The 22,581-nt window shown below is 67.3% G+C and carries 22 protein-coding genes; 11 read left to right on the top strand and 11 right to left on the bottom strand.

The window, feature by feature from the left end; translation table 11 throughout:
• Positions 1 to 27: 27 nt before the first annotated feature.
• Both RSO01_RS23140 and RSO01_RS23135 read right to left on the bottom strand, forming a co-directional pair.
• On the bottom strand, positions 28 to 600 hold the full coding sequence (locus RSO01_RS23140; protein WP_147151833.1) for an RraA family protein: 573 nt from the start codon (positions 598 to 600) through the stop codon (positions 28 to 30).
• Between the two features lie 3 nt (positions 601 to 603).
• Entirely contained in the window at positions 604 to 1,086 is a 483-nt protein-coding gene (locus RSO01_RS23135) for a GFA family protein (protein WP_147151832.1), read from the bottom strand.
• Between the two features lie 58 nt (positions 1,087 to 1,144).
• Between RSO01_RS23135 and RSO01_RS23130 the strand changes: the two genes are divergently transcribed.
• Positions 1,145 to 1,933: an SDR family NAD(P)-dependent oxidoreductase gene (locus RSO01_RS23130; protein ID WP_147151831.1), complete on the top strand. Its 789-nt coding sequence runs from the start codon at positions 1,145 to 1,147 to the stop codon at positions 1,931 to 1,933.
• Here RSO01_RS23130 and RSO01_RS23125 read toward each other — a convergent pair.
• Positions 1,914 to 2,807, bottom strand: a complete 894-nt coding sequence (locus tag RSO01_RS23125) for a DMT family transporter (protein ID WP_147151830.1) — start codon at positions 2,805 to 2,807, stop codon at positions 1,914 to 1,916. The genes RSO01_RS23130 and RSO01_RS23125 overlap by 20 nt on opposite strands.
• A complete protein-coding gene (locus RSO01_RS23120) occupies positions 2,804 to 3,871 on the bottom strand; it encodes an LLM class flavin-dependent oxidoreductase (RefSeq protein ID WP_170303288.1) in 1,068 nt (355 codons plus the stop codon). Before RSO01_RS23120 ends, RSO01_RS23125 begins: the two co-directional genes overlap by 4 nt.
• A 113-nt stretch (positions 3,872 to 3,984) precedes the next feature.
• Between RSO01_RS23120 and RSO01_RS23115 the strand changes: the two genes are divergently transcribed.
• A complete protein-coding gene (locus RSO01_RS23115) occupies positions 3,985 to 5,679 on the top strand; it encodes an N-acyl-D-amino-acid deacylase family protein (RefSeq protein ID WP_147151828.1) in 1,695 nt (564 codons plus the stop codon).
• A 270-nt stretch (positions 5,680 to 5,949) separates the two neighbouring features.
• The gene (locus tag RSO01_RS23110; RefSeq protein ID WP_147151827.1) at positions 5,950 to 7,512 is read left to right on the top strand and encodes a DEAD/DEAH box helicase; all 1,563 of its coding nucleotides are present in this window, start codon (positions 5,950 to 5,952) and stop codon (positions 7,510 to 7,512) included.
• Here RSO01_RS23110 and RSO01_RS23105 read toward each other — a convergent pair.
• The gene (locus tag RSO01_RS23105; protein ID WP_147151826.1) at positions 7,509 to 8,450 is read right to left on the bottom strand and encodes a 3-hydroxyacyl-CoA dehydrogenase family protein; all 942 of its coding nucleotides are present in this window, start codon (positions 8,448 to 8,450) and stop codon (positions 7,509 to 7,511) included. The two genes, RSO01_RS23110 and RSO01_RS23105, sit on opposite strands and share 4 nt — an antisense overlap.
• An 80-nt stretch (positions 8,451 to 8,530) precedes the next feature.
• Here RSO01_RS23105 and RSO01_RS23100 point away from each other — a divergent pair, with 80 nt between their 5' ends.
• Genes RSO01_RS23100 through RSO01_RS23090 form a run of 3 tightly spaced genes read left to right on the top strand, consistent with a single transcriptional unit; the run spans position 8,531 to position 10,511 of the window.
• Positions 8,531 to 9,304, top strand: a complete 774-nt coding sequence (locus RSO01_RS23100) for an enoyl-CoA hydratase/isomerase family protein (protein ID WP_147151825.1) — start codon at positions 8,531 to 8,533, stop codon at positions 9,302 to 9,304.
• Complete coding sequence (locus RSO01_RS23095) at positions 9,301 to 10,104, top strand: SDR family NAD(P)-dependent oxidoreductase (protein ID WP_147151874.1); 804 nt, start codon at positions 9,301 to 9,303, stop codon at positions 10,102 to 10,104. The genes RSO01_RS23100 and RSO01_RS23095 overlap by 4 nt, the downstream gene beginning before the upstream one ends.
• A gap of 5 nt (positions 10,105 to 10,109) precedes the next feature.
• Entirely contained in the window at positions 10,110 to 10,511 is a 402-nt protein-coding gene (locus RSO01_RS23090; protein ID WP_147151824.1) for a DUF423 domain-containing protein, read from the top strand.
• 2 nt (positions 10,512 to 10,513) lie between these two features.
• Here RSO01_RS23090 and RSO01_RS23085 read toward each other — a convergent pair whose 3' ends face one another.
• On the bottom strand, positions 10,514 to 10,996 hold the full coding sequence (locus RSO01_RS23085) for a CinA family protein (RefSeq protein ID WP_147151823.1): 483 nt from the start codon (positions 10,994 to 10,996) through the stop codon (positions 10,514 to 10,516).
• Positions 10,997 to 11,347: a DOPA 4,5-dioxygenase family protein gene (locus tag RSO01_RS23080; protein WP_147151822.1), complete on the bottom strand. Its 351-nt coding sequence runs from the start codon at positions 11,345 to 11,347 to the stop codon at positions 10,997 to 10,999.
• Between the two features lie 87 nt (positions 11,348 to 11,434).
• Here RSO01_RS23080 and RSO01_RS23075 point away from each other — a divergent pair, with 87 nt between their 5' ends.
• Both RSO01_RS23075 and RSO01_RS23070 read left to right on the top strand, forming a co-directional pair.
• A complete protein-coding gene (locus tag RSO01_RS23075) occupies positions 11,435 to 12,559 on the top strand; it encodes an acyl-CoA dehydrogenase family protein (protein ID WP_147151821.1) in 1,125 nt (374 codons plus the stop codon).
• Positions 12,560 to 12,689: 130 nt separating this feature from the next.
• On the top strand, positions 12,690 to 13,922 hold the full coding sequence (locus tag RSO01_RS23070; RefSeq protein ID WP_147151820.1) for an acyl-CoA dehydrogenase family protein: 1,233 nt from the start codon (positions 12,690 to 12,692) through the stop codon (positions 13,920 to 13,922).
• Between the two features lie 88 nt (positions 13,923 to 14,010).
• On the opposite strand, the gene RSO01_RS23065 is transcribed toward RSO01_RS23070, so the two are convergent.
• Genes RSO01_RS23065 through RSO01_RS23055 form a run of 3 tightly spaced genes read right to left on the bottom strand, consistent with a single transcriptional unit; the run spans position 14,011 to position 16,985 of the window.
• Positions 14,011 to 14,979 carry a tripartite tricarboxylate transporter substrate binding protein gene (locus RSO01_RS23065; RefSeq protein WP_147151819.1) on the bottom strand — a complete coding sequence of 323 codons (969 nt, stop codon included), beginning with the start codon at positions 14,977 to 14,979 and terminating at the stop codon, positions 14,011 to 14,013.
• Between the two features lie 38 nt (positions 14,980 to 15,017).
• The gene (locus RSO01_RS23060) at positions 15,018 to 16,517 is read right to left on the bottom strand and encodes a tripartite tricarboxylate transporter permease (protein WP_147151818.1); all 1,500 of its coding nucleotides are present in this window, start codon (positions 16,515 to 16,517) and stop codon (positions 15,018 to 15,020) included.
• A 3-nt stretch (positions 16,518 to 16,520) separates the two neighbouring features.
• On the bottom strand, positions 16,521 to 16,985 hold the full coding sequence (locus tag RSO01_RS23055) for a tripartite tricarboxylate transporter TctB family protein (protein ID WP_147151817.1): 465 nt from the start codon (positions 16,983 to 16,985) through the stop codon (positions 16,521 to 16,523).
• A 74-nt stretch (positions 16,986 to 17,059) separates the two neighbouring features.
• On the opposite strand from RSO01_RS23055, the gene RSO01_RS23050 reads away from it, so the two are divergent.
• Both RSO01_RS23050 and RSO01_RS23045 read left to right on the top strand, forming a co-directional pair.
• Positions 17,060 to 17,863 (top strand): SDR family NAD(P)-dependent oxidoreductase, encoded by an 804-nt coding sequence (locus tag RSO01_RS23050; RefSeq protein ID WP_147151816.1) that lies wholly within the window; start codon positions 17,060 to 17,062, stop codon positions 17,861 to 17,863.
• A gap of 5 nt (positions 17,864 to 17,868) precedes the next feature.
• Positions 17,869 to 18,630: a bestrophin-like domain gene (locus tag RSO01_RS23045; RefSeq protein WP_147151815.1), complete on the top strand. Its 762-nt coding sequence runs from the start codon at positions 17,869 to 17,871 to the stop codon at positions 18,628 to 18,630.
• 147 nt (positions 18,631 to 18,777) lie between these two features.
• Here RSO01_RS23045 and RSO01_RS23040 read toward each other — a convergent pair whose 3' ends face one another.
• Positions 18,778 to 19,236, bottom strand: a complete 459-nt coding sequence (locus RSO01_RS23040; RefSeq protein ID WP_147151814.1) for a flavodoxin family protein — start codon at positions 19,234 to 19,236, stop codon at positions 18,778 to 18,780.
• A 30-nt stretch (positions 19,237 to 19,266) separates the two neighbouring features.
• Between RSO01_RS23040 and RSO01_RS23035 the strand changes: the two genes are divergently transcribed.
• A partial coding sequence (locus RSO01_RS23035) for a carboxyl transferase domain-containing protein (RefSeq protein ID WP_147151813.1) occupies positions 19,267 to 22,581 on the top strand: 3,315 nt, incomplete at its 3' end.

Raw genomic sequence — 22,581 nt, 5'->3', positions numbered from 1 at the left:
TCCTGCCGGCAGTGCATGCAGTCCTGGCTAACGGCCCCTGAGGCGCCGCCACTCCGCGAAGGCGCGGCGCGCATTCTCGCCGCTCGGGATATGCAGGCCGTAGACGCCGCCGCCTGAGGCGACCTGCTCGGCGACGAATTCCTCGTAAGCCATCGCCTCGACCGCCTCCTCGGCAATCTGGCCAGCCAGATCAGCGGGAATGACGATCAGGCCGGCGCGGTCGCCAAACAGGACATCGCCGGCTTCGATCGGCAAAGGCTTTGGCGCCGGTCCCGACGGACGCTGCCAGGCCGGCAATCCCACGCGTGCGATTTCCGTAGCGTTGCGCAAGGGACTGTTGCTCACGACACCGGCCACCTTGCGCCGCGTCAGCAGCGCCACCGGCGCCGAGGTCACGCTGCTCTCCATGACGAGCACGGCTCCTGGCGGGCAGGCATCGACGGCAGTGGCGGCCACGCCGACCAGCGCATCCTGGAAAGGCGAAAGTGGCCTGAGGCCCGGCAGCGACTGACGGCGCAAGCCGCGCTTGACGAGCGCGGCGGCGATGCGGGCCGTACCGACCGATAGAAGCTTGTCGCGGGTGGCTTGTACCAGGGCCATCGATCAGCCTCGCCGTAGCGCCTTGCCCCGCTCCAGGCTCTCGGCAGGCCACGTCTTGCGGACGTCGTAGAACTCGGGGACGGCGGCCGCGTCCTCGGGCAGGACGACCCAGGGCTGCTTGGACATGGTGAAGATGTGGATGTCGGGCGGCAGGGCGTCGGGATTGTCGAGCGTGCCGACGCGCACGAAGCGCACCGCCTCGCCGGCGCCCGGATAGTTGCTCCACACGGCGATGCGGCACTTGGGACAGCGCCAGATCTTCTGGCCCTTGCCGCTTTCCGACGGGGTGAGGACCATTTCCGGCTCGCCCGCCAGCAGTTCGACGCGGTCGGCCTCGATCATGGCGTTGAGCACGAAGGCCGAGCCGGTCTCGCGCTGGCACCAGCGGCAGTGGCAGCAATGCACGAACAACGGCTTGGAGGTCATGCGATAGCGCACGTTGCGGCAGGTGCAGCCGCCGTCGTGGGCTGGGGTGTTGCTGGCCATGGCGCGAGTCTCCCGGCTAAGGTCGCGCCTGAGATAGCACCGGGCGAAGGGGAGAGAAATGGCCGGACGGCTTGCAGGCAAGGTGGCGGTGGTGACCGGCGCGGCGCCGCGCGGCGAAGGCGTGGGCAACGGCATGGCGACCGCCATCATGTTCGCCCGCGAGGGCGCCAAGGTGGTGCTGGTCAATCGCAGCGCCGAGCGCGCCGAGAAGCTCGCCAAGCAGATCAAGGACGAGGGCGGCGAGGCCTCGGTGTTCGCGGGCGACGTCGCCAAGGCCGACGCGGCCGAGGCGATGGCGGCGTTCGCGGCCAAGACCTACGGACGGCTCGACATCCTGCACAACAATGTCGGTGTCGGCGCGCCGGGCACGCCGGAGACGGTGACCCCGGCCGACTGGCACAAGGTGCTGGAGGCCAACCTCACCACCACCATGCTGTGCACCAAGTACTGCCTCCCCGAGATGAAGAAGGGCGGCGGCGGCTCGATCATCATGGTGTCGTCTATCGCGGGCGCCGTCGGCCTGATGGGCAGCCCGGGCGCCGTCGCCTACTCGACGGCCAAGGCCGGCCTGCACGGCTTCACCCAGTCGGTGGCGGCCGATTACGCGACGGAAAACATCCGCGCCAACTGCATCATCGTGGGCTCGGTGCACACGCCGATGGTCGCGCATCTCGGCGCCGAGGCGCGCGAGCGGCGCAAGAAGATGGTGCCCATGCAGACCGAAGGCACGGCGTGGGACATCGCCTATGGCGCGGTCTATCTCGCCTCCGATGAATCGCGCTGGGTGACCGGCGTGCTGCTGCCGATCGACGGCGGGCTCGTGGCCCTCAGGGCCTGGCCGCGCTAGCCGTCATGCGGTCGTGGTACCAGGTGTAGGCGCTGCTGGCGACGATGACGGCGGCGCCGACGATGGTCCACAAGTCCGGGAAGTCGCCGAACACGACGAAGCCCAGCAGGGTCGCCCAGACGAGCAGCGTGTAGCTGTAGGGCTGCACGGCTCCGGCTTCGGCATAGTCGAGCGCCTTGATCAGCGCATAGTTCGCCACCGAGCCGATCATCGCGACGCCCACGATCAGCACCCAGGCGCCCGCCGTTGGCCAGCGCCAGTCGATCGGGGCGACGAAGGTGGTGGCGATCAGCGCGATCAGCGCCGACCAGATTAGCGACGTGTCTGCTGAATCGTGCCGGGCGGCGAGCCGCGTCAGGATCTGGTAGGTCGCCCACAGCACCGCGCCGACCACCGGCAGCAACAATGGCCAGTCGAAGTCGCGAAAGCCCGGCCGGATGATCAGCAGCACGCCGGTGAACCCCGCGACGACGGCCAGCCAGCGCGCCGCACCGGCCCGCTCGTTGAGGAAGATCACGCCGAGCGCGATCACGATCAGCGGCGAGGTCGAGGCAAGGGCATGGGTGTCGGCCAGCGGCAGGTAGCGGAAGGCGAACACGAACAGGGCGCTTTCGACCAGCAGGATCAGTGACCGCGTGATCTGCACTCCCGGCCGTGGGGTCTTCAAGGCGGCGCGCACGCCGATGCGCCGCACGATGAACCAGGCGAACAGAAAAAGGATGATGCAGCGAATCCACATCATCTGGCCGACGGCATAGTCGGCCACCAGGAACTTGCTGGTCGCATCCATGCCCGCGAAGCACAGCATCGCGAACATGGTGAGGAGGGGACCCAGTGCTGCTTTGTTCGGCGTGCCCGCCGTCGCTGCCGTCACTCTGCCGCTGCCCGCCGTGCCGGCGGACGGAAGGCCGGGATCACGCGCTCGGCGAACAGCCGGATACTCTTCATCGTCTTCTCGCGTCCGTAATAGGGCGGGTAGTGCAGCAGCAGCGAGGTCATGCCGGTCCTGGCCTGCATCTCACGCAGACAGGCGATCACCGTCTCGGCCGAGCCGTGCAGCAGGGTCGAGGCGAGATCGTCGTACTTGATGGCGGCGCCCTTCTCGGAGACCGAGCCGAGATAGCCGCCCGTGCCCGAGCCGCCGAAATGCGAGATGTGGCGCACGATCGCCTCCTCGGTCTCGGCGCGCGCCTGGGCATCCGTGTCGGCGATGTAGACCCAGCGGGCGATGTCGATCTCGCCCGCCGCCGGGTTCTTGCGCCGCTCCGCCGACGCCGTCGCGAGCTCGCGCTTGTACAACGCGGTCTGCGCGGCCAGCGTTTCGACGCTGGGCAGGGTGGACAGCATCAGGCCGAAGCCGTTGCGACCGCTGTATCCGATCGAACGATCGGTACCTCCAGCCATGTAGAGCGGCGGATGCGGCATCTGGACGGGATGAGGAAGCATCTCGTAGGGCTCCTTGACGGTGCCCTTGTAGTACTTGCCCTTGTGGTCCCAGCGATGGCGATGCCAGGCATCGAACATCAGGCCGATCGATTCCTCGACGATGTCGCGACGATTGTCGAAGTCGCGGCCCAGCCCCTCGAACTCGTAGGGCCGATAGCCAGAGCCCACGCCCAGCCGCACGCGGCCGTCGGAGAGGATGTCGACGAACGAGGTGTTCTCGACCACGCGGATCGGGTCGTAGAGCGGCAGGGTGATGACGGCGGCGCCAATCTTGATGCGGCTGGTCTTGGCCGCGAGATAGGCCATGTAGGCGAAGCAGTCCGGCATGATGCCGTAGCTGGTGGCGAAGTGGTGCTCGGCGATCCAGGCGGTGTCGTAGCCCAGCCGCTCGGCCTCGATCACCTCGTCGGTGGTGCGCGCGTGCACGGCGCGGTGAGGGTAGGGCTCTTCCGCGGGGTTGGGATGCGACGTGAAGAGAATGCCGAATTCCATGTTTCCTCGCGCTTTTCCTTGATGCGCGATCCTATGACGGCAGCCATGCGCTTGCCAGCGATTGACCCCACTCTGCGGAAGGGTACCTTTCAGGAAATAGCCGGAGGATCGCCATGGCATTCGACCTCGTCGTCAAGAACGGCATGATCGTCGATGGGTCCGGACTACCGCGTTATCGTGCAGACATCGGGGTCAAGGACGGCAAGATCGCCGAGATCGGCCGCATCAACGGTGCCGCCGCAAAGGAGACGATGGACGCCGACGGCCGCGTCGTCTCGCCGGGCTTCGTCGACGGCCATACCCACATGGACGCGCAGATCTTCTGGGATCCGATCGGCACCAGCTCCTGCTTCCAGGGCGTGACGACGGTGCTGATGGGCAACTGCGGCTTCACCCTGGCGCCCTGCCGCGCGGAAGAGGCCGATCTCGTGATGCGCAACCTCGAGCGCGCCGAGGACATCAGCCGCGCCGCCATGAAGGCCGGCATCAAGTGGCGTTGGGAGACCTTTCCCGAGTTCCTGGACGTGCTGGAGTCCTTGCCCAAGGGCATCAACTACGCGGGCTACATGGGCCACTGTGCCTTGCGCACCTATGTGATGGGCCAGCGCGCCTTCACCGACAAGGCGACCGAGGACGAGATCAAGGCGATGGCGCATCACACCCGTGAATCGATCGCGGCGGGCGCGCATGGCTTCTCGACCACGCGCAGCGTCAGCCACATGACCTCGGACGACAAGCCGGTGGCAAGCCGCCTCGCCACCTGGGAAGAGTTCGAGACGCTGGTCAAGGCCATGGGCGCGGGCATGGTCGAGGTCGCGGGCGAACCGCGCGGCGACGCCGAAAAGGCACGGCGCTGGTACGAGGACCTCAGCAGGCTCGCCATCGAGAGCGGGCGGCCGTTCACCTTCGGCCTGTTCAACCGGAAGGCCGTCCCGGGCCATTGGCGCACCACGTTCGACATCATGGAGCGCACTGCCCACCAGGGCGGGCGCATGTTCGCCCAGGTCCACAGCCGGGCGCTGAACGTGCTGCTCTCCTTCGAGACGCAGCTGCCGTTCGACAAGTGGGACATGTGGCGCGACATGCGCAAGCTGCCGTTGGCTGAGCAGAAGCAGTGGCTGCTCGATGCCGACAAGCGCCGGAGGCTGGTCGAGATCGCCTCCAAGCCTTACGAGGGTCCGACCGTGCGTGGCGCGGAAGCGCGGCCGCCGGAGTGGGATGTGATCTATTCGCTCGACAGCATGACGGGCCCGCACAAGTCCATGGCCGAGCTGGCACGCCAGAAGAACACCCATCCGGTCGATCTGATGATCGACATGGCTCTGGAGCGCGATCTCAAGTTCTTCATGATCCAGCCGATCGCCAACGAGGACCAGGCCGAGGCGCTGGAGCTGATGAAGCATCCGCGCTCGGTCGTGACCTTCTCTGACTCCGGCGCCCACGTCTCGCAGATCATGGATAGCTCGCTGCAGACGCATCTCTTGAGCCACTGGGTCCGCGAGAAGCAGGCCTTTACCTTGGAAGAGGCGGTGAAGCTGATCACCAACGACACCGCGACCCAGTTCGGTTTCCACGATCGCGGCCTGCTGCGCGAGGGCATGGCGGCCGACATCGTCGTGTTCGATCCCGACACGGTCGGGCCGCACCTGCCCGAGGTCGTGTGCGACCTGCCGGCCGGCGCCAAGCGGCTCAAGCAGACCTGCGAGGGCATGCACGCCACCATCGTCAACGGCCAGGTCCTGCTGCGCGACAACAAGCCGACGGGCAACCTGCCGGGTCGTTTGTTGCGCAGGAAGGCGCGCGGCTGATGGTTTTCGGTCGCGGGCTCAGGCCCGCGAGCCGCCACAATACCGTCGCTTGACTTAGTTGCGCCGCACAATCATATACGCGCCAGCCCGCTGGTTTGCGGGCTGAAAAAGATTTCTCGCGATCGCGCGACGCGCCTCTCATTCGACGGCGCCTCATCCCGAGACAATCCCCAAAACAAGAGCCGTCCCAGCCGCGCGCGGGAACGGGCCAAAAGCCGCTCCATTCGCGTGCCTGAACGGTACGCCGGCGGCCAAAGGATTTGATTTCCAGTGAGTAATGTTTCGTTTGCGGATCTCGGCCTCGCCGAGCCGTTGCTGCGTGCCCTCGATGCCGCCGGTTACACCGTGCCCACGCCGATCCAGGCGCGCACCATCCCGGCGTTGCTGCAGGGCCGCGACGTGCTGGGCATCGCCCAGACCGGCACCGGCAAGACCGCCGCTTTCGCGCTGCCCATCCTGCAGCACCTCTCCGGTTTCCGCGAGCGTCCGCAGCCCAAGCATCCGCGCGCGCTGGTGCTGGCGCCGACGCGCGAGCTCGCCGTCCAGATCGGCCGCAGCTTCGACACCTACGGCCGTGGCCTCGGGCTGAAGCTCGGCATGGTGATCGGCGGGCTGGGCTTCGGCCGCCAGATCGAGACCCTGAATCGCGGCGTCGACATCCTCGTTGCAACGCCGGGCCGGCTTCTCGACCTGGTCGAGCGCGGCAACGTCAAGCTGGCGCATGTGACCTTCCTCGTCCTCGACGAGGCCGACCGCATGTTCGACATGGGCTTCATCCGCGACGTGCGCCGCATCGTGGCTTCGGTCTCCAAGCAGCGCCAGACGCTCTTGTTCTCGGCGACCATGCCGGGTGACATCTCCAAGCTCGCGGCTGAGATCCTGAAGAACCCCGAGAAGGTCGAGATCGCCCCGCAGGGCCGCACCGTCGACAAGATCGACCAGCGCGTCTACTTCGTGCCGGCCGCCGCCAAGCGTGCGCTGCTGAGCCACCTGCTGAACGACGAGACGCTCGAGCGTGTCATCGTCTTCACCCGCACCAAGCGCGGCGCCAACCGCGTCGCCGAGGCGCTCGAGGATCGCGGCGTGCGCTCCGAAGCGATCCACGGCAACAAGTCACAGAACGCCCGGCAGAAGGCGCTCGACAACTTCAGCCGCGGCCGCGCCCGCGTGCTGGTCGCCACCGATCTCGCCTCGCGCGGCATCGACGTGAGCGGCGTCACGCACGTCATCAACTACGAGCTGCCGGCCGACGCCGAGAGCTACGTCCATCGCATCGGCCGCACCGCGCGTGCCGGCGCCTCGGGCATCGCCCTGTCGTTCTGCGACGGCAGCGAGCGCGGCCAGCTCAAGAGCATCGAGCGGCTGACCAACCAGCGCATCGCCGTCGTTGCGACGCCGGCCAACGAGGACATGCCGGCAGCGCCGCCGCTTCGTCCCAAGGCCGAGCGCGACGCGCGTGATGAAGGCGAGCGTCGCGAGCATCGCGGCAACGGTCACGGTCCCAAGCGCGGCAATGGCAATGGCAACGGCCGCGGCGGCCATCGCCCGTTCGGCGAGCGCTCGCGCGCCGATCGCCCGTCGGCCCCGGCCGAGCATCAGTGGTCGCGCGGCGACTATCGCGACGCCCCGCAGGGTGAGCGCACCCACGACGATCGTCCGCGCACTGGCCCGACGCAGGGTGAGCGCCCTCACGGCGCCCGCCCGAACGCCAACCGGCCCTACACGCCGCGCCCGCAAGGCGACCGCCCGTTCGGCGGCCCGCCGCGCGGCGGCCGTCGCTTCGGCGGCGGCGGTGGTGGTGGTGGCCGCAGCGGTCGCGGTCGCGCCGCCTAGATAATTCCTTCCTCGCGGAAGATTTCCAGACACTTGCGAAGAGCGTGCTCATATCGGGCACGCTCTTTTGCCATCGACTGGTCGTCCCACTCGAAGAAGCCGCGCCCGGTCTTGAAGCCGATGCGGCCCTCGTCGACGTTCTTCTGCAGAACCGGTGGCGGGCCATCGGCATTGCTGAGGTCGGGCCAGATGATCTTGGCGACGGCGCAGGTCGTGTCCCAGCCCGAATGCTCCTTCTGCACGATCGGGCCGGCCGCGGCGTAGCGGAAGCCGAAGGAGAGCCGCACGGTGGCATCGATGTCTTCGGGCGAGGCCACGCCCTGCTCGATCAGCCACAGGGCCTCGCGCATCAGCGCGCCCTGGATGCGGTTGCCTAAGAATCCGATGACGTCCTTCTTCACCTGCACCGGCCGCTTGCCGAGCGCGCGCATGATCTCGCCGACGCGTTCGGCCTGCTTCACGTCGGTGTGGACCGAGCGCACGACCTCGACCAGGGGGATGAGATGCGCCGGCATGAAGAAGTGCAGGCCCATCATGCGGCCCTGGGTCGCGAGGCCCTTGGCGATCTCGCTGATCGGGAAGCTCGAGGAGTTCGAGGTGATGGCGCAGTCCGGCCGGGCCAGCGCCTCCATCTCGGCGAACAGCCGGCGCTTCAGCTCGAGGTCCTCGGTCACCGTTTCGACGACCACATCGATCGCCTTCCACGAGGCTTCCGGCAGCGTCGCATAGGTCGCGAGTCCTGACGTATCGATGGGCTTGCCGAGTGCGGCGAGAGCGCGCGCACAGCCGTCGGGCAGGCCCTCGCGCGTCGAGGCCGAGCGCGACACGACATCGACTTTCCAACCACCGCCCAGGAACATGGCGATGATTCCCACGCCCATCGTGCCGCCACCCACCACCAGTGCATGTCCTGGGGCATGGCGTTCGCTTTGCGACATTCTTGCTCTCCTCCCAACTCGACGGGTGCCCCGGCGGCGGGGCAATATCGCCGCTCATCATTAGCCCGTGGGGGAAACGTATGAGCGCCACCTACAAGGATATCGGCGTCAGCAGCGAAGGTCATGTCGGCATCGTCGAAATCCAGCGGCCGCCGCACAATTTCTTCGACAACTCGCTGATCAACCAGATCGCCGACGCCTTCGAGGCGTTCGACCGTGACAACGAAATCCGCGCCTACGTGCTCTGCGCGCAGGGCAAGTCGTTCTGCGCCGGCGCCGATTTCGCCAATCGTCCGCAGACCGGCGCGGCCGAAAGCGGCAAGCACCTCTACAAGGAGGCTACCCGCCTGTTCCGCTCCAAGAAGCCCAGCATCGGCGCCATCCAGGGCCCGGCGATCGGCGGCGGCCTCGGCCTTGCCCTGATGCCGGACTTCCGCGTTGCCGCACCGGAGGCGCGCTTTGCCGCCAACTTCACGCGGCTCGGCTTCCATCCCGGCTTTTCGCTGACCTTCACCCTGCCGCGGCTGATCGGGCAGCAGCGCGCCAACCTGATGTTCCTGACCGGTCGGCGCATCGGCGGCGAGCAGGCGGTCGAATGGGGCCTCGCCGACGTGCTGGCGCCGCTCGCCGACGTGCGCAAGGAGGCGATGAAGCTCGCTCACGAGATCGCCGAATCGGCGCCGCTTGCCGTGATGTCGACGCGCGAGACCATGCGGCGCGGCTTTGCCGATGCCGCCGAGGTCGCGACCGAGCGCGAGCTCACCGAGCAGGACTGGACGCGCAAGACCGAGGACTTCAAGGAGGGCGTGAAGTCCTACGCCGAGAAGCGGCCGGGCAACTGGAAGGGCCGCTGATGGCCCAGCTCGCCGGCAAAGCCGCCATCGTCACCGGCGGCGCCTCCGGCATCGGCGAAGCCTGCTCGGAGACGCTGGCGCGCGAAGGTGCGTCGGTTCTTATCACCGACATCGACGACGCGCTGGGCAAGGCGGTCGTCGAGCGTATCGTCAAGGCCGGCGGCAAAGCCCGCTACCTGCACCACGACGTGCGCGACGAGGCGGCGTGGCCGGGCGTGATCGCCGACGCCGAGAAGAATTTCGGCCGCCTCGACATCATGGTTGCCAATGCCGGCATCGGCGTCATGGCGCCGATCGAGACGATGACGCTCGCCGACTGGCAGCGCCAGCAGGCGATCAACCTCGACGGCGTGTTCCTGTCGATCAAGCACGCCATCCCCGCGCTGCGGCGCCAGGGCGGCGGCTCGATCGTGCTGATGTCGTCGATCGCAGGCCTGCGCGGCGCGCCGGGCCTTGCCGCCTACTCGGCGACCAAGGGCGGCGTGCGGCTGCTGGCGAAGTCAGTGGCGCTGGAGCATGCCCACGACAACATCCGCTGCAACTCGGTCCATCCCGGCATCATCGCCACGCCGATCTGGGGCAAGATCCCGACCGGCGCCGAGGGCAACCGCCGCAACGCGCCGATCGATCCGGTCGAGCGTGCGACCATGATGGTGCCGCTGACCCGTGTCGGCGTGGCGCAGGACATCGCCAACGGCGTCATGTTCCTGTGCACCGAGGCCGCCAACTACATGACCGGCCAGGAGCTGGTGATCGACGGCGGCATCACGGCCGGCGGACGGCCGACGCGGCCGCAGTAAGTTCCGTGGGCGCTGCCGCGAAAGGCTGGATCGTGGTCGCCGCACTGAGCGGCGCGATCTCCGTCATTGTCGGCGCATTCGCGGCCCACGGCCTCGATCTTTCCACCGAGGCCGGCCGCAAGGCGCGCGAGTGGCTGCAGACAGGCAGCCAGTACCAAGTCATCCATGCGCTCGCGATCATGGGCGTGGTCGTCCTGGTGCGTAGCGCGACGATCAACGCGCCCGTCGCCCTCGTCGCTCAGTGCCTGTTCTTGCTTGGCAGCGTGCTCTTTCCGGGCGCCCTGTACGCGCTTGCCTTCGGTGGTCCGCGATGGATGGGCGCGGTGGCGCCAATCGGCGGCGCCGCCTTCATCCTGGGCTGGTTGAGCCTCGCCCTTGCTGCGCTGATGAGGCCAGGGGCCGACTGACTTCAGGCGAGCTGTTCGTCCAGAAGCTTGAGCGCTTCGGCCGCGAACGCGCGCATGTTCGCGACGCGGTCGTTCGAGCCAGTGCGCAACGTGCGCGAGATCTTGCCCTTGGGGCCGACGACCGCGACGCAGGTGTGGCCGGCGGGATCGCCGTAGGAATTGCCGGTCGGACCCGAAGCGCCGGTCTCGGCGAGGCCCCAGGTCGTGTTCAGCCGCTCGCGCACCAGCTCGGCGGCGAGCGTGGCCCAGGGTTCGGAGGAGGAGCGGATGCCTTTGCGCCTGTCCGGAGATGCGGTCAGGAAGGCTTCGCCCGCCGGCCGCGTGTAGACGACGGCGCCGCCCATGAAGTAGGCCGACGCGCCAGGGACGGCGAGCAGCACGGCGGAGACCAGGCCGCCGGCCGACGATTCGGATACGCCGACCGTTTCCTTGCGGGCCTTCAGTTTCTCGCCGACCTTCTGCGCCAGCGGCAGGAGCGAATCCATTTACGAGTCCTTTTTCTTGGTGAAGATGTCGAGCACCAGCGGCACCTGCTGGCCGAGCCAGATCGCGCGGTCGCGATGGTCCTCCAGGTCCTGGCCGGTGTTGGGATGCACGAAGATCGTGAGGTCGCCGCGGTTGAGCGTGAGCCACGACAGCAGCGGCGCCAGCTGCTCGTTCTTGAACGCGACCTGGTAGCTGAAGCGCGGATGCGGGCCCACCGGCCTTTCGTGGAAGCGCCCCATCTCGATCTCGAACGCCTGCTCGATCCTCTCGCGCAACGCTCGCGCGGGCTCGACCGTGATGGCGTCGAAGTAGATGTGAGCGTGCCAATCCTTGATTTGCGCTGTATCCATGTGTTCACCGTATCACATTGCTGCACCCGCCTGTCGGAACCTTCTACCGTTCCCCGATGCGAGCGCAATTGCTAGGCTTTGCCCATCATGAACTTCGATTTCTCCGACGACCAGAAGCTGCTCAAGGAGCAGCTCCGTAAGTTCCTCACCGACAAGTGCCCGACCAAGGTCGTGCGTCGCGTGCTGGACGGCAACGAGACTCACGCCGACGAGGTCTGGAAAGGCCTCGTCGATCTCGGCGTGCCGGCGACCGGCATTCCCGAAGAGTATGGCGGGCTCGGCCTGTCGCCCCTCGAGCTTTGCGTCATCGCCGAGGAGGTCGGCCGCGCGGCGGCGCCCGTGCCGTTCGACACGTCGGTCGTGCTGGCGACCGAGGCGCTGAAGCTCGCGGGCTCGGACGCGCAGAAGAAGAAGTGGCTGAGCGAGCTGGCGGCCGGCAAGGCGATCGGCACGCTCGCCATCGCCGAGGGCCCGCAACCGCCCAAGCCGCGCGGCATCCGCACGACCTTCGGCGGCGGCCGTCTCAACGGCAAGAAAGTACCGGTGGCCGACGGCGAAGCGGCGACGTTTGCGGTCGTGCTCGCCAACACCGGTGGGCAGGGTGATCGCGCCGTGTCGCTGGTTCTGGTCGATCTCACGCAGGCTGCCGTTTCGAAGAAGCGCGTCGAGACCATCGATCCGGCGCGCAAGCATGCGGAGCTCACTTTCAAGGACGCCAACGCCGAGTTTTTGGGCGCAGAGGGCGAGGGCTGGCGCACGCTGGAGCGGCTCTACGACGCCGCGGCGGTGTACTTCGCCTTCGCCCAGGTCGGCGGCGCGGAGGCCGCGATGTGGATGGCGCGCGATTATGCCCTGCAGCGCCAGGCCTTCGGCCGCGCCATCGGCTCCTACCAGGCGATCAAGCACAAGCTTGCCGACTGCTACGTCAAGCTCGAGCTGGCGCGCTCCAACGCCTACTACGGCGCCATGATGCTGACCGACGGTGGGGCCGACCTGCCGCTCGCCGCCGCGGCAGCGCGCATCGCCGCCACCGACGCCTACGACTTCGCCTCGAAGGAGAACATCCAGACCCACGGCGGCATCGGCTTCACCTGGGAAGCCGACACGCAGTTCCATTATCGCCGGGCCCGCGTGATGGCGCTGGCGCTGGGCGGGCCGATGGCCTGGAAGGACAAACTGGTGAGCCGTTTGGAGCAGAAGAACGCCGCGTAACGCACCGCCTCACCCTGAGGAGCATCGCGAAGCGATGCGTCTCGAAGGGTGGGCAACATCAAGACTGAGGCCCATCCTTCGAGACGCGCCCTGCGGGCGCTCCTCAGGATGAGGTGATTGGAGGAGACAGATGGACTTCAACGACACTCCCGAAGAAGCCGCCTTCCGCAAGGAAGTGCGCGCCTGGCTCGATGCCAACGCCACGCGCAAGAGCGACGACAAGGCGAGCTTCCGCGCCCGCAACGACGATCCCGAGCTCCTGAAGAAGGCCAAGGCCTGGCAGGACATGAAAGCCAAGGCGGGCTACGCGCGCATCACCTGGCCCAAGGAATATGGCGGCCGCGGCGGCTCGCCCATCCTGCAGGTGATCTACCAGCAGGAGGAAGCGAACTACCTGGTGCCGCTGGGCTTCTTCGACATCGGGCTCGGCATGTGCATCCCGACCATGATGGCCTATGCCTCGCCCGAGCACCTCCAGCGCTATGTGAAGCCCGCGCTGCACGGCGACGAAGTGTGGTGCCAGCTCTTCTCCGAGCCGGCCGCCGGCTCCGACGTCGCCGGCATCCGCACCCGCGCCGAGCGTGCCAAATTACCTGATGGGGGCGACGGCTGGGTGATCAACGGCCAGAAGGTCTGGACGTCGGGCGCGCACTATAGCGACTACGGAATCATCATCACCCGCACCGATCCCAATGTGCCGAAGCACGCGGGCCTCACCATGTTCTTCCTGTCGATGAAGACGCCGGGTGTCGAGGTGCGGCCGATCAAGCAGATGTCGGGCGGCGCCAACTTCAACGAGGTGTTCTTCACTGACGTGCGCATCCCCGACAGCCAGCGGCTGGGCAAGGTCGGCGAGGGCTGGAAGGCGGCCCTCACGACACTGATGAACGAGCGCCTGGCGGTCGGCATGCCCTCGGGCGGCCTCGATGTCGACGAGCTGATGGAGCTCGCCCGCGACACCGACCTCGAGGATGGACCGGCGATCCGCAACCAGCAGGTCCGCTCGAAGATCGCCGACTGGTACGTCCAGCAACAGGGCTTGAAGCTGACGCGGTACCGCACGCTGACGGCGCTCTCCAAGGGCCAGACGCCCGGGCCGGAATCCTCGATCATCAAGATCGTGGCCGCCCCCAAGATGCAGGACATGGGCGCTTTCGCCATGGAGCTGATGGGCCCGGCCGGCATCATGAAGGAGGAGGTGCCGCACGCCGCGGGCTTCCAGGCGCAATGGATCGGCGGCGCCGGCTTCCGCATCGCCGGCGGCACCGATGAGATCCTGCGCAATATCGTCGCCGAGCGCGTGCTCGGCATGCCGGCGGACGTACGCGTCGACAAGGACGTGCCGTTCAACAAGTTGAAGTAGGCAGGCACGCCCGTGTCCTTTCTGCGCTGTGCGGGCTCTCGCGCTTGGTTACAAGCGCTGCCGCCCGCCAGGCGCGTGTGAACGCGCCTTATCTCATTTTGAGCGCCCACTCCGTGTACTTCTTCGCCTGCGCCTGCTGGTCGGCGTAGTACTTGGCGTATTCCGCGCCGACCATCGGCTTCAGCGCCAGGCCCACGGCGTCCATCTTTTCCTTCATCTCGGCGGAGTTGATCGCCTTCAGGAAGGCGGTCTCGACGATCTTGCAGATGTCGGCCGGCGTGCCCTTGGGTGCGCCGACGCCGCGCGTCGAGGAGGAGATCACCGTCGGCATGCCGAGCTCGGGCGTGATCGGGATCTGCGGCAGGAACTTGGAGCGCTGGGTGTCGGTAACGGCGAGGCCACGGATCTCGCCGGTGGCGACGCGCTTGAAGACGCTGCCGACGTTGTCGAAGGCGACGTCGACGTGGCCGCCCAGCACGCCGGTGAGCTGTTGCGCGCCGCCGTCGAAATGGACGATGCGGAACTCGCACTTGGCCGCCTCCTGCACCATCAGAATGGCGAGATGGTCGTCGCTCAGGATGCCGGTGGTGCAGGCGCTGATCTTGCCGGGGTTCTTCTTGGCCGCGTCCACCAGGTCGGCCAGCGTCTTGTAGGGGCTGTCGCCCTTGACCCAGATGAAGCCGGGATCGAGCACCTGGTTCACGATCGGGATGAAGCTGTCGATGGTGAACGCAGCCTTGCGTTCGGGATCGAGGGTGATGGTGTTCATGCCCGGCAGGTTGAGGAAGCAGAGCGTGTAGCCATCCGGCCGGGCGCGTGCGGCCTCGGTGAAGCCGATCTGGCCGCCCGCACCCGCCTTGTTGACCACGGTCAGGGGCTGGCCGAAGTCCTTCTCGGCGAGGCCCGCCAGGATGCGTGCGCCGACATCGGTGCTGCCGCCGGCCGGGAAGGCGACGATCAGCTGCACGGCGCGGCGCGGGTAGTTCTGCGCGAGGGCGGGGCTTGCAACGGCGCTGGCCGCCGAGGCGGCAAGCAGCGTGCGGCGACGGATGAACATAAGTTTCCTCCCTTTTGTCTCTGACGAAGCAACCTTGGTTATTCGGCGTCGCTCTCCCTGAGCGGCGCAAGTGAACGCGGCTTGAATACGAGGAAGCCGACCACGATCACCGGGATCGCCAGCAGCGCAAGCGCCACCGGCCGGTCGAGGAAGATGGCGAAGCTGCCGCCGGAGATCTCCAGCGTGGTGCGCAGCGATTTCTCCATCATCGGCCCCAGGATCAGCGCCAGGATGGCCGGTGCGATCGGGAAATCGAGCTTGCGCAGCAGGTAGCCGATGATGCCGAAGCCCAGCATCACCCAGACGTCGAACAGGTTCTGCTTCAGTCCATAGGCGCCGATCACGCAGAAGATCAGCACGCCCGCGCACATGTAGCTGAACGGGATTTTCAGCAGCTTGGCCCATAGCCCGACCAGCGGCAGGTTCAGGATCAAGAGCAGCACGTTGCCGACGAAGAAGCTCGCGATCACCGTCCACACCAGCTTGGGCTGCTCAGCGAACAGGAACGGGCCGGGCGTGATGCCGTTGATGATGAACGCTCCCATCAGCACCGCGATGGTGGGCGAGCTCGGGATGCCGAGCGCCAGCAATGGCACCATTGAGGCGTTGGCATAGGCGTTGTTGGCGGTCTCGGCCGAGGCCACGCCTTCGATCGCGCCCTTGCCGAAGCGTTCCGGCGTCTTGGAGACGCGCTTCTCCAGCACATAGGCCATGAAAGTCGGCACGATGGCGCCGACGCCCGGGATCAGGCCCAGCACGAAGCCGACCACCGTGCCGCGGCCGATCGCGCCCACCGAGTCCTTGCACTCCTGGCGGGTCGGCATCCAGCTCTTGAGCTCGGCCTGGATCATGTGCGTCTGCCGCGTCTCGGCCGCCAGCAGGAGCTCGGCGACGCCGAACAGGCCCATGACGACCGGCACGAAGCCGATGCCGTCGAACAACTCCTCGATGCCGAAGGTGAAACGCGGTGCCCCGCGCACCGGATCGAGGCCAATCAAGGCCAGCAGCAGGCCGATCACCGTCATCAGCAGGGCCGCCAGGATGTTCTTGCCGGCCAGGCCGACGACCAGGCAGAGGCCCGCCACCATCAGGGCGAAGAACTCGGCCGGCCCGAACTTCAGCGCCAAGGTGGCAAGCGGCATGGCGACGACGACCAGCGCCACGGTGGCCAGCGTGCCGCCGACGAAGGAGCCGATGGCGGCGATGCCGAGCGCCGAGCCGGCCCGGCCCTGGCGCGCCATCTGATGGCCATCGATGCAGGTCACCACCGATGCCGCCTCGCCCGGCACGTTGATCAGCACCGAGGTGATGGTGCCGCCGTACATCGCGCCGTAGTAGATGGCGCTCAGCATGATGATGGCGCCCGTCGGATCGAGGCTGAAGGTCAGCGGGATCAGGATCGCCGTGCCCGCCGCCGGCCCGAGCCCGGGCAGCACGCCGATCAGCGTGCCGAGCACGCAGCCGACGAAGGCATAGAGCAGGTAGTACCAGGACAACGCCGCGGCGAAGCCCGAGAGCAGGTGGCCGAGTGCTTCCATGGCCTAGAACCCGAACGGGCTGACCGGCAGGAGCACATCCAGCCAGGTGGTGAAGACATAGTAGACGCCGACGCTGCCGAGGATGGAGAACACGGCGATCACCCACCAGCGCCGCTCGCCCAGCGCGACCACCAGGACGGCGTTGAACACCAGCATGGCGATCCGGAAGCCGACATACTCCATCGCCACCGTCACCGCTGCCAGCAGCACGACAATGGCGAGCCAGCGCTTGCCGCCCTCGCCGTGCGGCAGGATGCGGGTCTCTGCATCGGAAGGATCGGCCGCTTCGCGGAACGTCGTGACCAGCAGGGCGACGGCGAGCACGGCGCCGATCAACGCCAGCCAGAACGGAAAGAAGCCGGGGCCTGGCCCCAGACGGTCCGTCAGCGACAGCAGCAACGATTGCCATAGGGCGAACAGGCAGAACACCAGCATGGCGCCTGTCGCGATCAGCCGACCTTGGCGCATGCCTGGTGGCCCTCCCTGTTTTCTTTTGCTCTTCTAAGCGTCAGCATAGCGGCAAACCGGGATCGGGAGGAAGGATGAACAGGTTAGACGGCAAGGTTGCGTTCCTGTCGGGCGCGGCGCGCGGCATCGGCGGTGCCACGGCCAAGTTGATGGCGCAAGCCGGCGCCAAGGTGGCGATCGGTGATCTGCTCGACGAGCGCGGCCGGCAGACGGCGAAGGAGATCGAGGCGGCAGGCGGCCAGGCACTCTATGTCTCGCTCGACGTCACCAGCGAAGCGAGTTGGGCCGCCGCCATGGACGCTACAGTGAAGAAGTTTGGCAAGCTCGACGTGCTGGTGAACAATGCCGGCATCTTCAACGGCAAGGGCGTGGAGGAAGCCTCACTTGATGAATGGAACAGGCTCGTGGCTGTGAACCTGACCGGCGTCGTGCTGGGCACGCGTGCGGCCCTGCCGCATCTCAAGGAGAGCGGACCGAAGAGCGAGCATGGTTCCGCCATCGTCAACCTTGCCTCCATCGCCGGGCTCGTCGGCTCGCAGCTCGACCCGCTCTACTCGCTGACCAAGGGCGGCGTGACGCTGTTCACCAAGTCGACGGCGCTGGAGTTCGGCCGCAAGGGCTACAAGATCCGCGTCAACTCGATCCATCCCGGCCTCATCGAGACCGACATGGGCCAGCAGACCTTCGCCATGCGCGCGCGCCAGCAGGGCACCAACGACACCGAAAAGGCGCGCCAAACGACGCTCACTTTGCATCCGATCGGCCGGCTCGGTGTCGCTGACGACATTGCCAAGGGCATCGTCTTCCTGGCGTCGGACGACGCGGGCTTCATGACGGGGGCCGGCTTGGTGGTCGATGGCGGCTGGACCGCTCACTGACACCCGTGAGCACCGTAGCCATATCGGTCTGCGCCGCCCTGCTGATGCTGGGCGGCGCCTGCGCGGGAATCCTGCTGCGCAGGCACCTGCCCAAGCATCATTTGAACGACCATGCGAAGGACGTCGTGCGGCTGGGTTCCGGGCTGGTCGCCACCATCACGGCCCTGGTGCTGGGCCTGCTGATCACCTCCGCCAAGAACACCTATGACCTCCAGCGCCAGGAGGTCAGGCAGATCGCCGAGAAGCTGGTTCTGATGGACAACCAGCTCAAGCGCTATGGACCGGAAGCGCGCCAAGCCCGCGAATTGCAGCGACAGGCGATTCCCGCCTTGATTGGACGAATCTGGGGCCAGCGCGCCGTGCAATCACCGACCGGTGCGCCGTACCAGCCGGGGCTGGAGGGCGATCTTGTATTCGCGGCCATCGAGGCCCTGGCGCCGCAGAACGACGTTCAACGGAACCTCAAGTTCCGCGCCCTCGCCACGACGTCGGCGATCACCGAGGCGCGCGTGTTGTTGTTCGAGGAGGCGGACGCGGGCCTGCCGCCGGCGCTTCTCGCGGTGGTGATCTTCTGGCTGACCATGCTGTTCGCCGGATTCACGCTGTTCTCGCCGATCAATGCGACCAGCGCCACGGTGCTCGCGATCATTGCCCTTTCGGCGTCGGGTGCGATCTTCCTGATCCTGGAGCTGAACAATCCGTTCGGCGGGCTGTTGCAGATCCCGTCCACGCCGATTCGAGACGCGCTCGGCGTGCTCGGTCCCTGAGGGCGCGTCTTGCCGGAGCGCGGACCTCCAGGTCCGCTCTTGTCATCCTGAGCGAAGCGAAGGATCTCATGACGGTTGCAAACGGCGATGAGGTCCTTCGCTTCGCTCAGGACGACAGAGATGAGCGGACCTGGAGGTCCGCGCTCCCTAGAAGATCCCGGCAGCCAGCCCCGCCGCCATGGCCGCGCCCAGCTCCTCGCATTGCTCGACGAAGGCGGGCTGCCAGGGGCCCTTGCAGAGCAGCGGCTCCTGGACCAGCCGCCAGCGCAGGCCGGTCAGGATCGTCTCGACGCCGCGGCGCGTGCCGGTGCCGTCGCTGCCGGCGCGGATATAGAGGGCTGCCGGCAACCCCTGCGTCTTCTCGAGCAGGGGATTGTAGGAGCGGTCGAAGAAGTCCTTCAGCGCGCCGCTCATGTAGCCGAGGTTCTCTGTCGTGCCGAGAATCACCGCCTGGGCCGCCAGCACGTCGTCAGGACCGGCCTGCAATGGCGCCACCACCCGCACGTCGATGCCGGTTTCGCTAAGCGCGCCCCGCTCGACGGCGCCGCGCAGGGAGAGGGTGTTCTCCGACGGCGCGTGGGCCACAATGAGCAGCCTCTTGGACATGGGAGGGGTTTTACCCCGTAACGCATCGACATGCTGAAAAAACTCCTGATCGCCAATCGCGGCGAGATCGCCATCCGCATCGCCCAGGCCGCCGCCGAGCTCGGCATCGCCACCGCCGGCCTCCATTCCGAGGACGATTCGACGTCATTGCATGTCCGGCGGGTCGATGAAGCCATCGCGCTCGAGGGCAAGGGCGCTGCCGCCTACCTCGACATCGCTGCGGTGGTCGCGGCAGCGAAGAAGGCAGGCTGCGACGCGGTGCATCCGGGTTACGGTTTCCTGTCGGAGAATGCCGATTTTGCGCAGGCCTGCGCGGAGGCCAAGATCACCTTCGTCGGTCCGACGCCCGAGCAGCTGAAATTGTTCGGAGACAAGGCGCGCGCCCGGGCCCAGGCGCAGAAGAGCAAGGTGCCGGTACTGCCAGGCACCGGCGTCGTCGACCTCGCCGGTGCGACCGCCTTCTTCAAGAAGCACGCGAAGTCCGGTATCGCGCTCAAGGCGATCGCCGGCGGTGGCGGGCGCGGCATGCGGCTCGTCAAGAACGAGGGCGAGCTCACGGATGCCCTCGCGCGCGCCGGCGCCGAAGCCAAGTCGGCCTTCGGCAACGGCGACCTCTATGCCGAGCGCCTGGTCGGTCGCGCGCGCCATATCGAGGTCCAGATCGTGGGCGACGGCAAGGGCGGCATCGTCGCCTTCGGCGAACGCGAATGCACCCTGCAGCGGCGCAGCCAGAAGATCGTCGAAGTGGCGCCCAGCCCGAACCTCGCGCCAGCCTTGCGCAAGAAGATCGTCGCTGCTGCTGTCGCCATGGCCAAGGCCGTGAAATACCGCAGCCTTGGCACCTTCGAGTTCCTGGTCGACGGCAACGAGTTCTTCTTCATTGAGGCCAATCCGCGCCTGCAGGTCGAGCACACCGTCACCGAAGAGGTATGGGGCGTCGACCTGGTGAAGACGCAGCTTCGGTTGGCCGGCGGCGTCGCCCTGGCCAAGACCGGCATCGCCGATGCCAAGCCGCGCGGCCATGCCATCCAGCTGCGCATCAACATGGAGACCATGACCGAGGACGGTTCGGCCAAGCCGGGCGGCGGCACGCTCACCGTGTTCGAGCCGCCGTCGGGCCCAGGCGTGCGCGTCGACACCTACGGCTATGCCGGCTATCGCACCAATCCCAACTTCGATTCCCTGCTCGCCAAGCTGATCGTGCACAGCCCGTCGCCGGACTTCGCCGACGCCCTGGCGCGCAGCGAACGCGCGCTCGCCGCGTTCCGCCTCGAAGGGGCGCCCAGCAACATCGCCTTCCTGCGCGCGCTGCTGGCGCACAAGGACTTCCGCGCCGACAAGGTCCATACGCGCTTCGTCGACGAGCAGGCCAAGGCGCTGATCGATGCCTCGGCCGCGTTGCAGGCCGGCCTCTATTTCCAGGCCGCGACCGCACCGGTCGCCGGCGGCCGGCAGGCCGGCGCCAAGGTCGATGCCGTCGATCCACTGGCGGTGCTGTCGTTCGGCAAGACCGCGCAGCAGCAGGCAGCATCGGACGCCGCATCGGATGCGCCCGAGGGTACGGTGGCGGTGCCCGCGCCCATGCAGGGCACGATCGTCAGCATTTCGGTCGACGAGGGCGATGCCGTTGCCGCCGGCCAGCCCCTGCTGGTCATGGACGCGATGAAGATGCAGCACGAGATCAGGAGCCCGGCGCGCGGCTACGTGCGGCGGATCGCGGTCGAGGCCGGCGAGACGATCTACGAGGGCCATGCGCTGCTGTTCGTCGAGGAAGCCGATGTCGAGGTGAAGGGCACGGTTGCCGAAGCCCAGATCGACCTCGACCACATCCGGCCGGACCTCGCCGAGTATTTCGAGCGCCGCGCCATGACGCTCGACGACAAGCGGCCTGAGTCGGTGGCGCGCCGGCGCAAGACCAACCAGCGCACGGCGCGGCAGAACCTCGACGACCTGGTCGATCCCGGCAGCTTCGTCGAATGGGGCGCCTTCGCCATCGCCAGCCAGCGCACGCGGCGCACCCAGGAGGACCTGATCGAGAAGACGCCGGCCGACGGGCTGATCACCGGCATCGGCCGCGTCAACGGCTCGCTGTTCGGGTCGGAGAAGAGCCGGGTGGCGATCGCGCATTACGACTACACGGTACTGGCCGGCACCCAGGGCAAGACCAACCATCACAAGAAGGACCGGCTGTTCGAGATCGTCGAGGAGCAGCGCCTGCCGCTGGTCTTCTTCACCGAGGGCGGCGGCGGCCGGCCGGGTGACGTCGACGTGCAGTCGGTGGCCGGTCTCAACACGATGGCTTTCCATATTTTCGGACGGCTGAGCGGCTCCTCGCCGCTGGTCGGCATCAACTCCGGGCGCTGCTTCGCCGGCAATGCCGCGATCCTGGGCTGCTGCGACGTGGTGATCGCGACGAAGAACTCGTCGATCGGCATGGGTGGCCCGGCGATGATCGAGGGCGGCAATCTCGGCGTGTTTGCGCCCGAGGAAGTCGGACCGATGAGCGTTCAGGTGCCCAACGGCATGGTCGACATCGCGGTCGAAGACGAAGCCGAGGCGGTCGCCGTCGCCAAGAAGTACCTGTCGTATTTCCAGGGGGCGCTGCCGGAATGGCGCGCGGCCGACCAGCGGCTGCTGCGCCGCGCCATTCCCGAGAACCGGCTGCGTGTCTACGACGTGCGCAATGTCATCGAGACCTTGTGCGATGAAGGCTCGGTCCTGGAGCTGCGGCGTGCCTTCGGGCCCGGCATGGTGACGTCGCTGGCGCGCATCGAGGGCAAGCCATTCGGCATCGTCGCCAACAACCCGACGCACCTCGCCGGGGCAATCGACTCTGACGGCTCGGACAAGGCCGCGCGCTTCCTGCAGCTCTGCGATGCCTTCGACCTGCCCGTGCTGTTCCTGTGCGATACGCCGGGCATGATGGTCGGGCCCGAGATCGAGAAAACGGCGCTGGTGCGCCATTGCTCGCGCCTGTTCGTGATCGGCGCCAATCTCGGCGTGCCATTCGGCACCATCGTGCTGCGCAAGGCCTATGGGCTGGGCGCCCAGGCGATGGCCGGCGGTTCGTTCCATGCCGGCACCTTCGCCATCTCCTGGCCGACCGGCGAGTTCGGCGGCATGGGGCTCGAGGGTGCGGTGAAGCTCGGCTATCGCAAGGAGCTCGAGGCGGTCGCCGATCCGGCCGAGCGGCGCGCCCTGTTCGACAAGATGGTGGCCGCCGCCTATGCGCGCGGCAAAGCGCTCAGCACGGCGACCTACTTCGAGGTCGACGAGGTGATCGATCCCGCCGATTCACGCCGCTGGGTGTCGACGGCCCTGCTCAACGCCCCACCACGCCCGCGC

This window comes from Reyranella soli (genome assembly GCF_007992495.1).
In the GTDB taxonomy this organism is placed as follows: domain Bacteria; phylum Pseudomonadota; class Alphaproteobacteria; order Reyranellales; family Reyranellaceae; genus Reyranella; species Reyranella soli.
This window is presented reverse-complemented; position numbering and strand designations above follow the sequence as displayed.

Coding starts and splice junctions, on each gene's coding strand:
- RSO01_RS23060 (WP_147151818.1), bottom strand. CDS start 16,517: ATGGAAGCACTCGGCCACCTGCTCTCGGGCTTCGCCGCGGCGTTGTCC.
- RSO01_RS23080 (WP_147151822.1), bottom strand. CDS start 11,347: ATGGATACAGCGCAAATCAAGGATTGGCACGCTCACATCTACTTCGAC.
- RSO01_RS23055 (WP_147151817.1), bottom strand. CDS start 16,985: ATGCGCCAAGGTCGGCTGATCGCGACAGGCGCCATGCTGGTGTTCTGC.
- RSO01_RS23070 (WP_147151820.1), top strand. CDS start 12,690: ATGGACTTCAACGACACTCCCGAAGAAGCCGCCTTCCGCAAGGAAGTG.
- RSO01_RS23085 (WP_147151823.1), bottom strand. CDS start 10,996: ATGGATTCGCTCCTGCCGCTGGCGCAGAAGGTCGGCGAGAAACTGAAG.
- RSO01_RS23115 (WP_147151828.1), top strand. CDS start 3,985: ATGGCATTCGACCTCGTCGTCAAGAACGGCATGATCGTCGATGGGTCC.
- RSO01_RS23135 (WP_147151832.1), bottom strand. CDS start 1,086: ATGGCCAGCAACACCCCAGCCCACGACGGCGGCTGCACCTGCCGCAAC.
- RSO01_RS23120 (WP_170303288.1), bottom strand. CDS start 3,871: ATGGAATTCGGCATTCTCTTCACGTCGCATCCCAACCCCGCGGAAGAG.
- RSO01_RS23100 (WP_147151825.1), top strand. CDS start 8,531: ATGAGCGCCACCTACAAGGATATCGGCGTCAGCAGCGAAGGTCATGTC.
- RSO01_RS23050 (WP_147151816.1), top strand. CDS start 17,060: ATGAACAGGTTAGACGGCAAGGTTGCGTTCCTGTCGGGCGCGGCGCGC.
- RSO01_RS23075 (WP_147151821.1), top strand. CDS start 11,435: ATGAACTTCGATTTCTCCGACGACCAGAAGCTGCTCAAGGAGCAGCTC.
- RSO01_RS23130 (WP_147151831.1), top strand. CDS start 1,145: ATGGCCGGACGGCTTGCAGGCAAGGTGGCGGTGGTGACCGGCGCGGCG.
- RSO01_RS23040 (WP_147151814.1), bottom strand. CDS start 19,236: ATGTCCAAGAGGCTGCTCATTGTGGCCCACGCGCCGTCGGAGAACACC.
- RSO01_RS23140 (WP_147151833.1), bottom strand. CDS start 600: ATGGCCCTGGTACAAGCCACCCGCGACAAGCTTCTATCGGTCGGTACG.
- RSO01_RS23105 (WP_147151826.1), bottom strand. CDS start 8,450: ATGTCGCAAAGCGAACGCCATGCCCCAGGACATGCACTGGTGGTGGGT.
- RSO01_RS23065 (WP_147151819.1), bottom strand. CDS start 14,979: ATGTTCATCCGTCGCCGCACGCTGCTTGCCGCCTCGGCGGCCAGCGCC.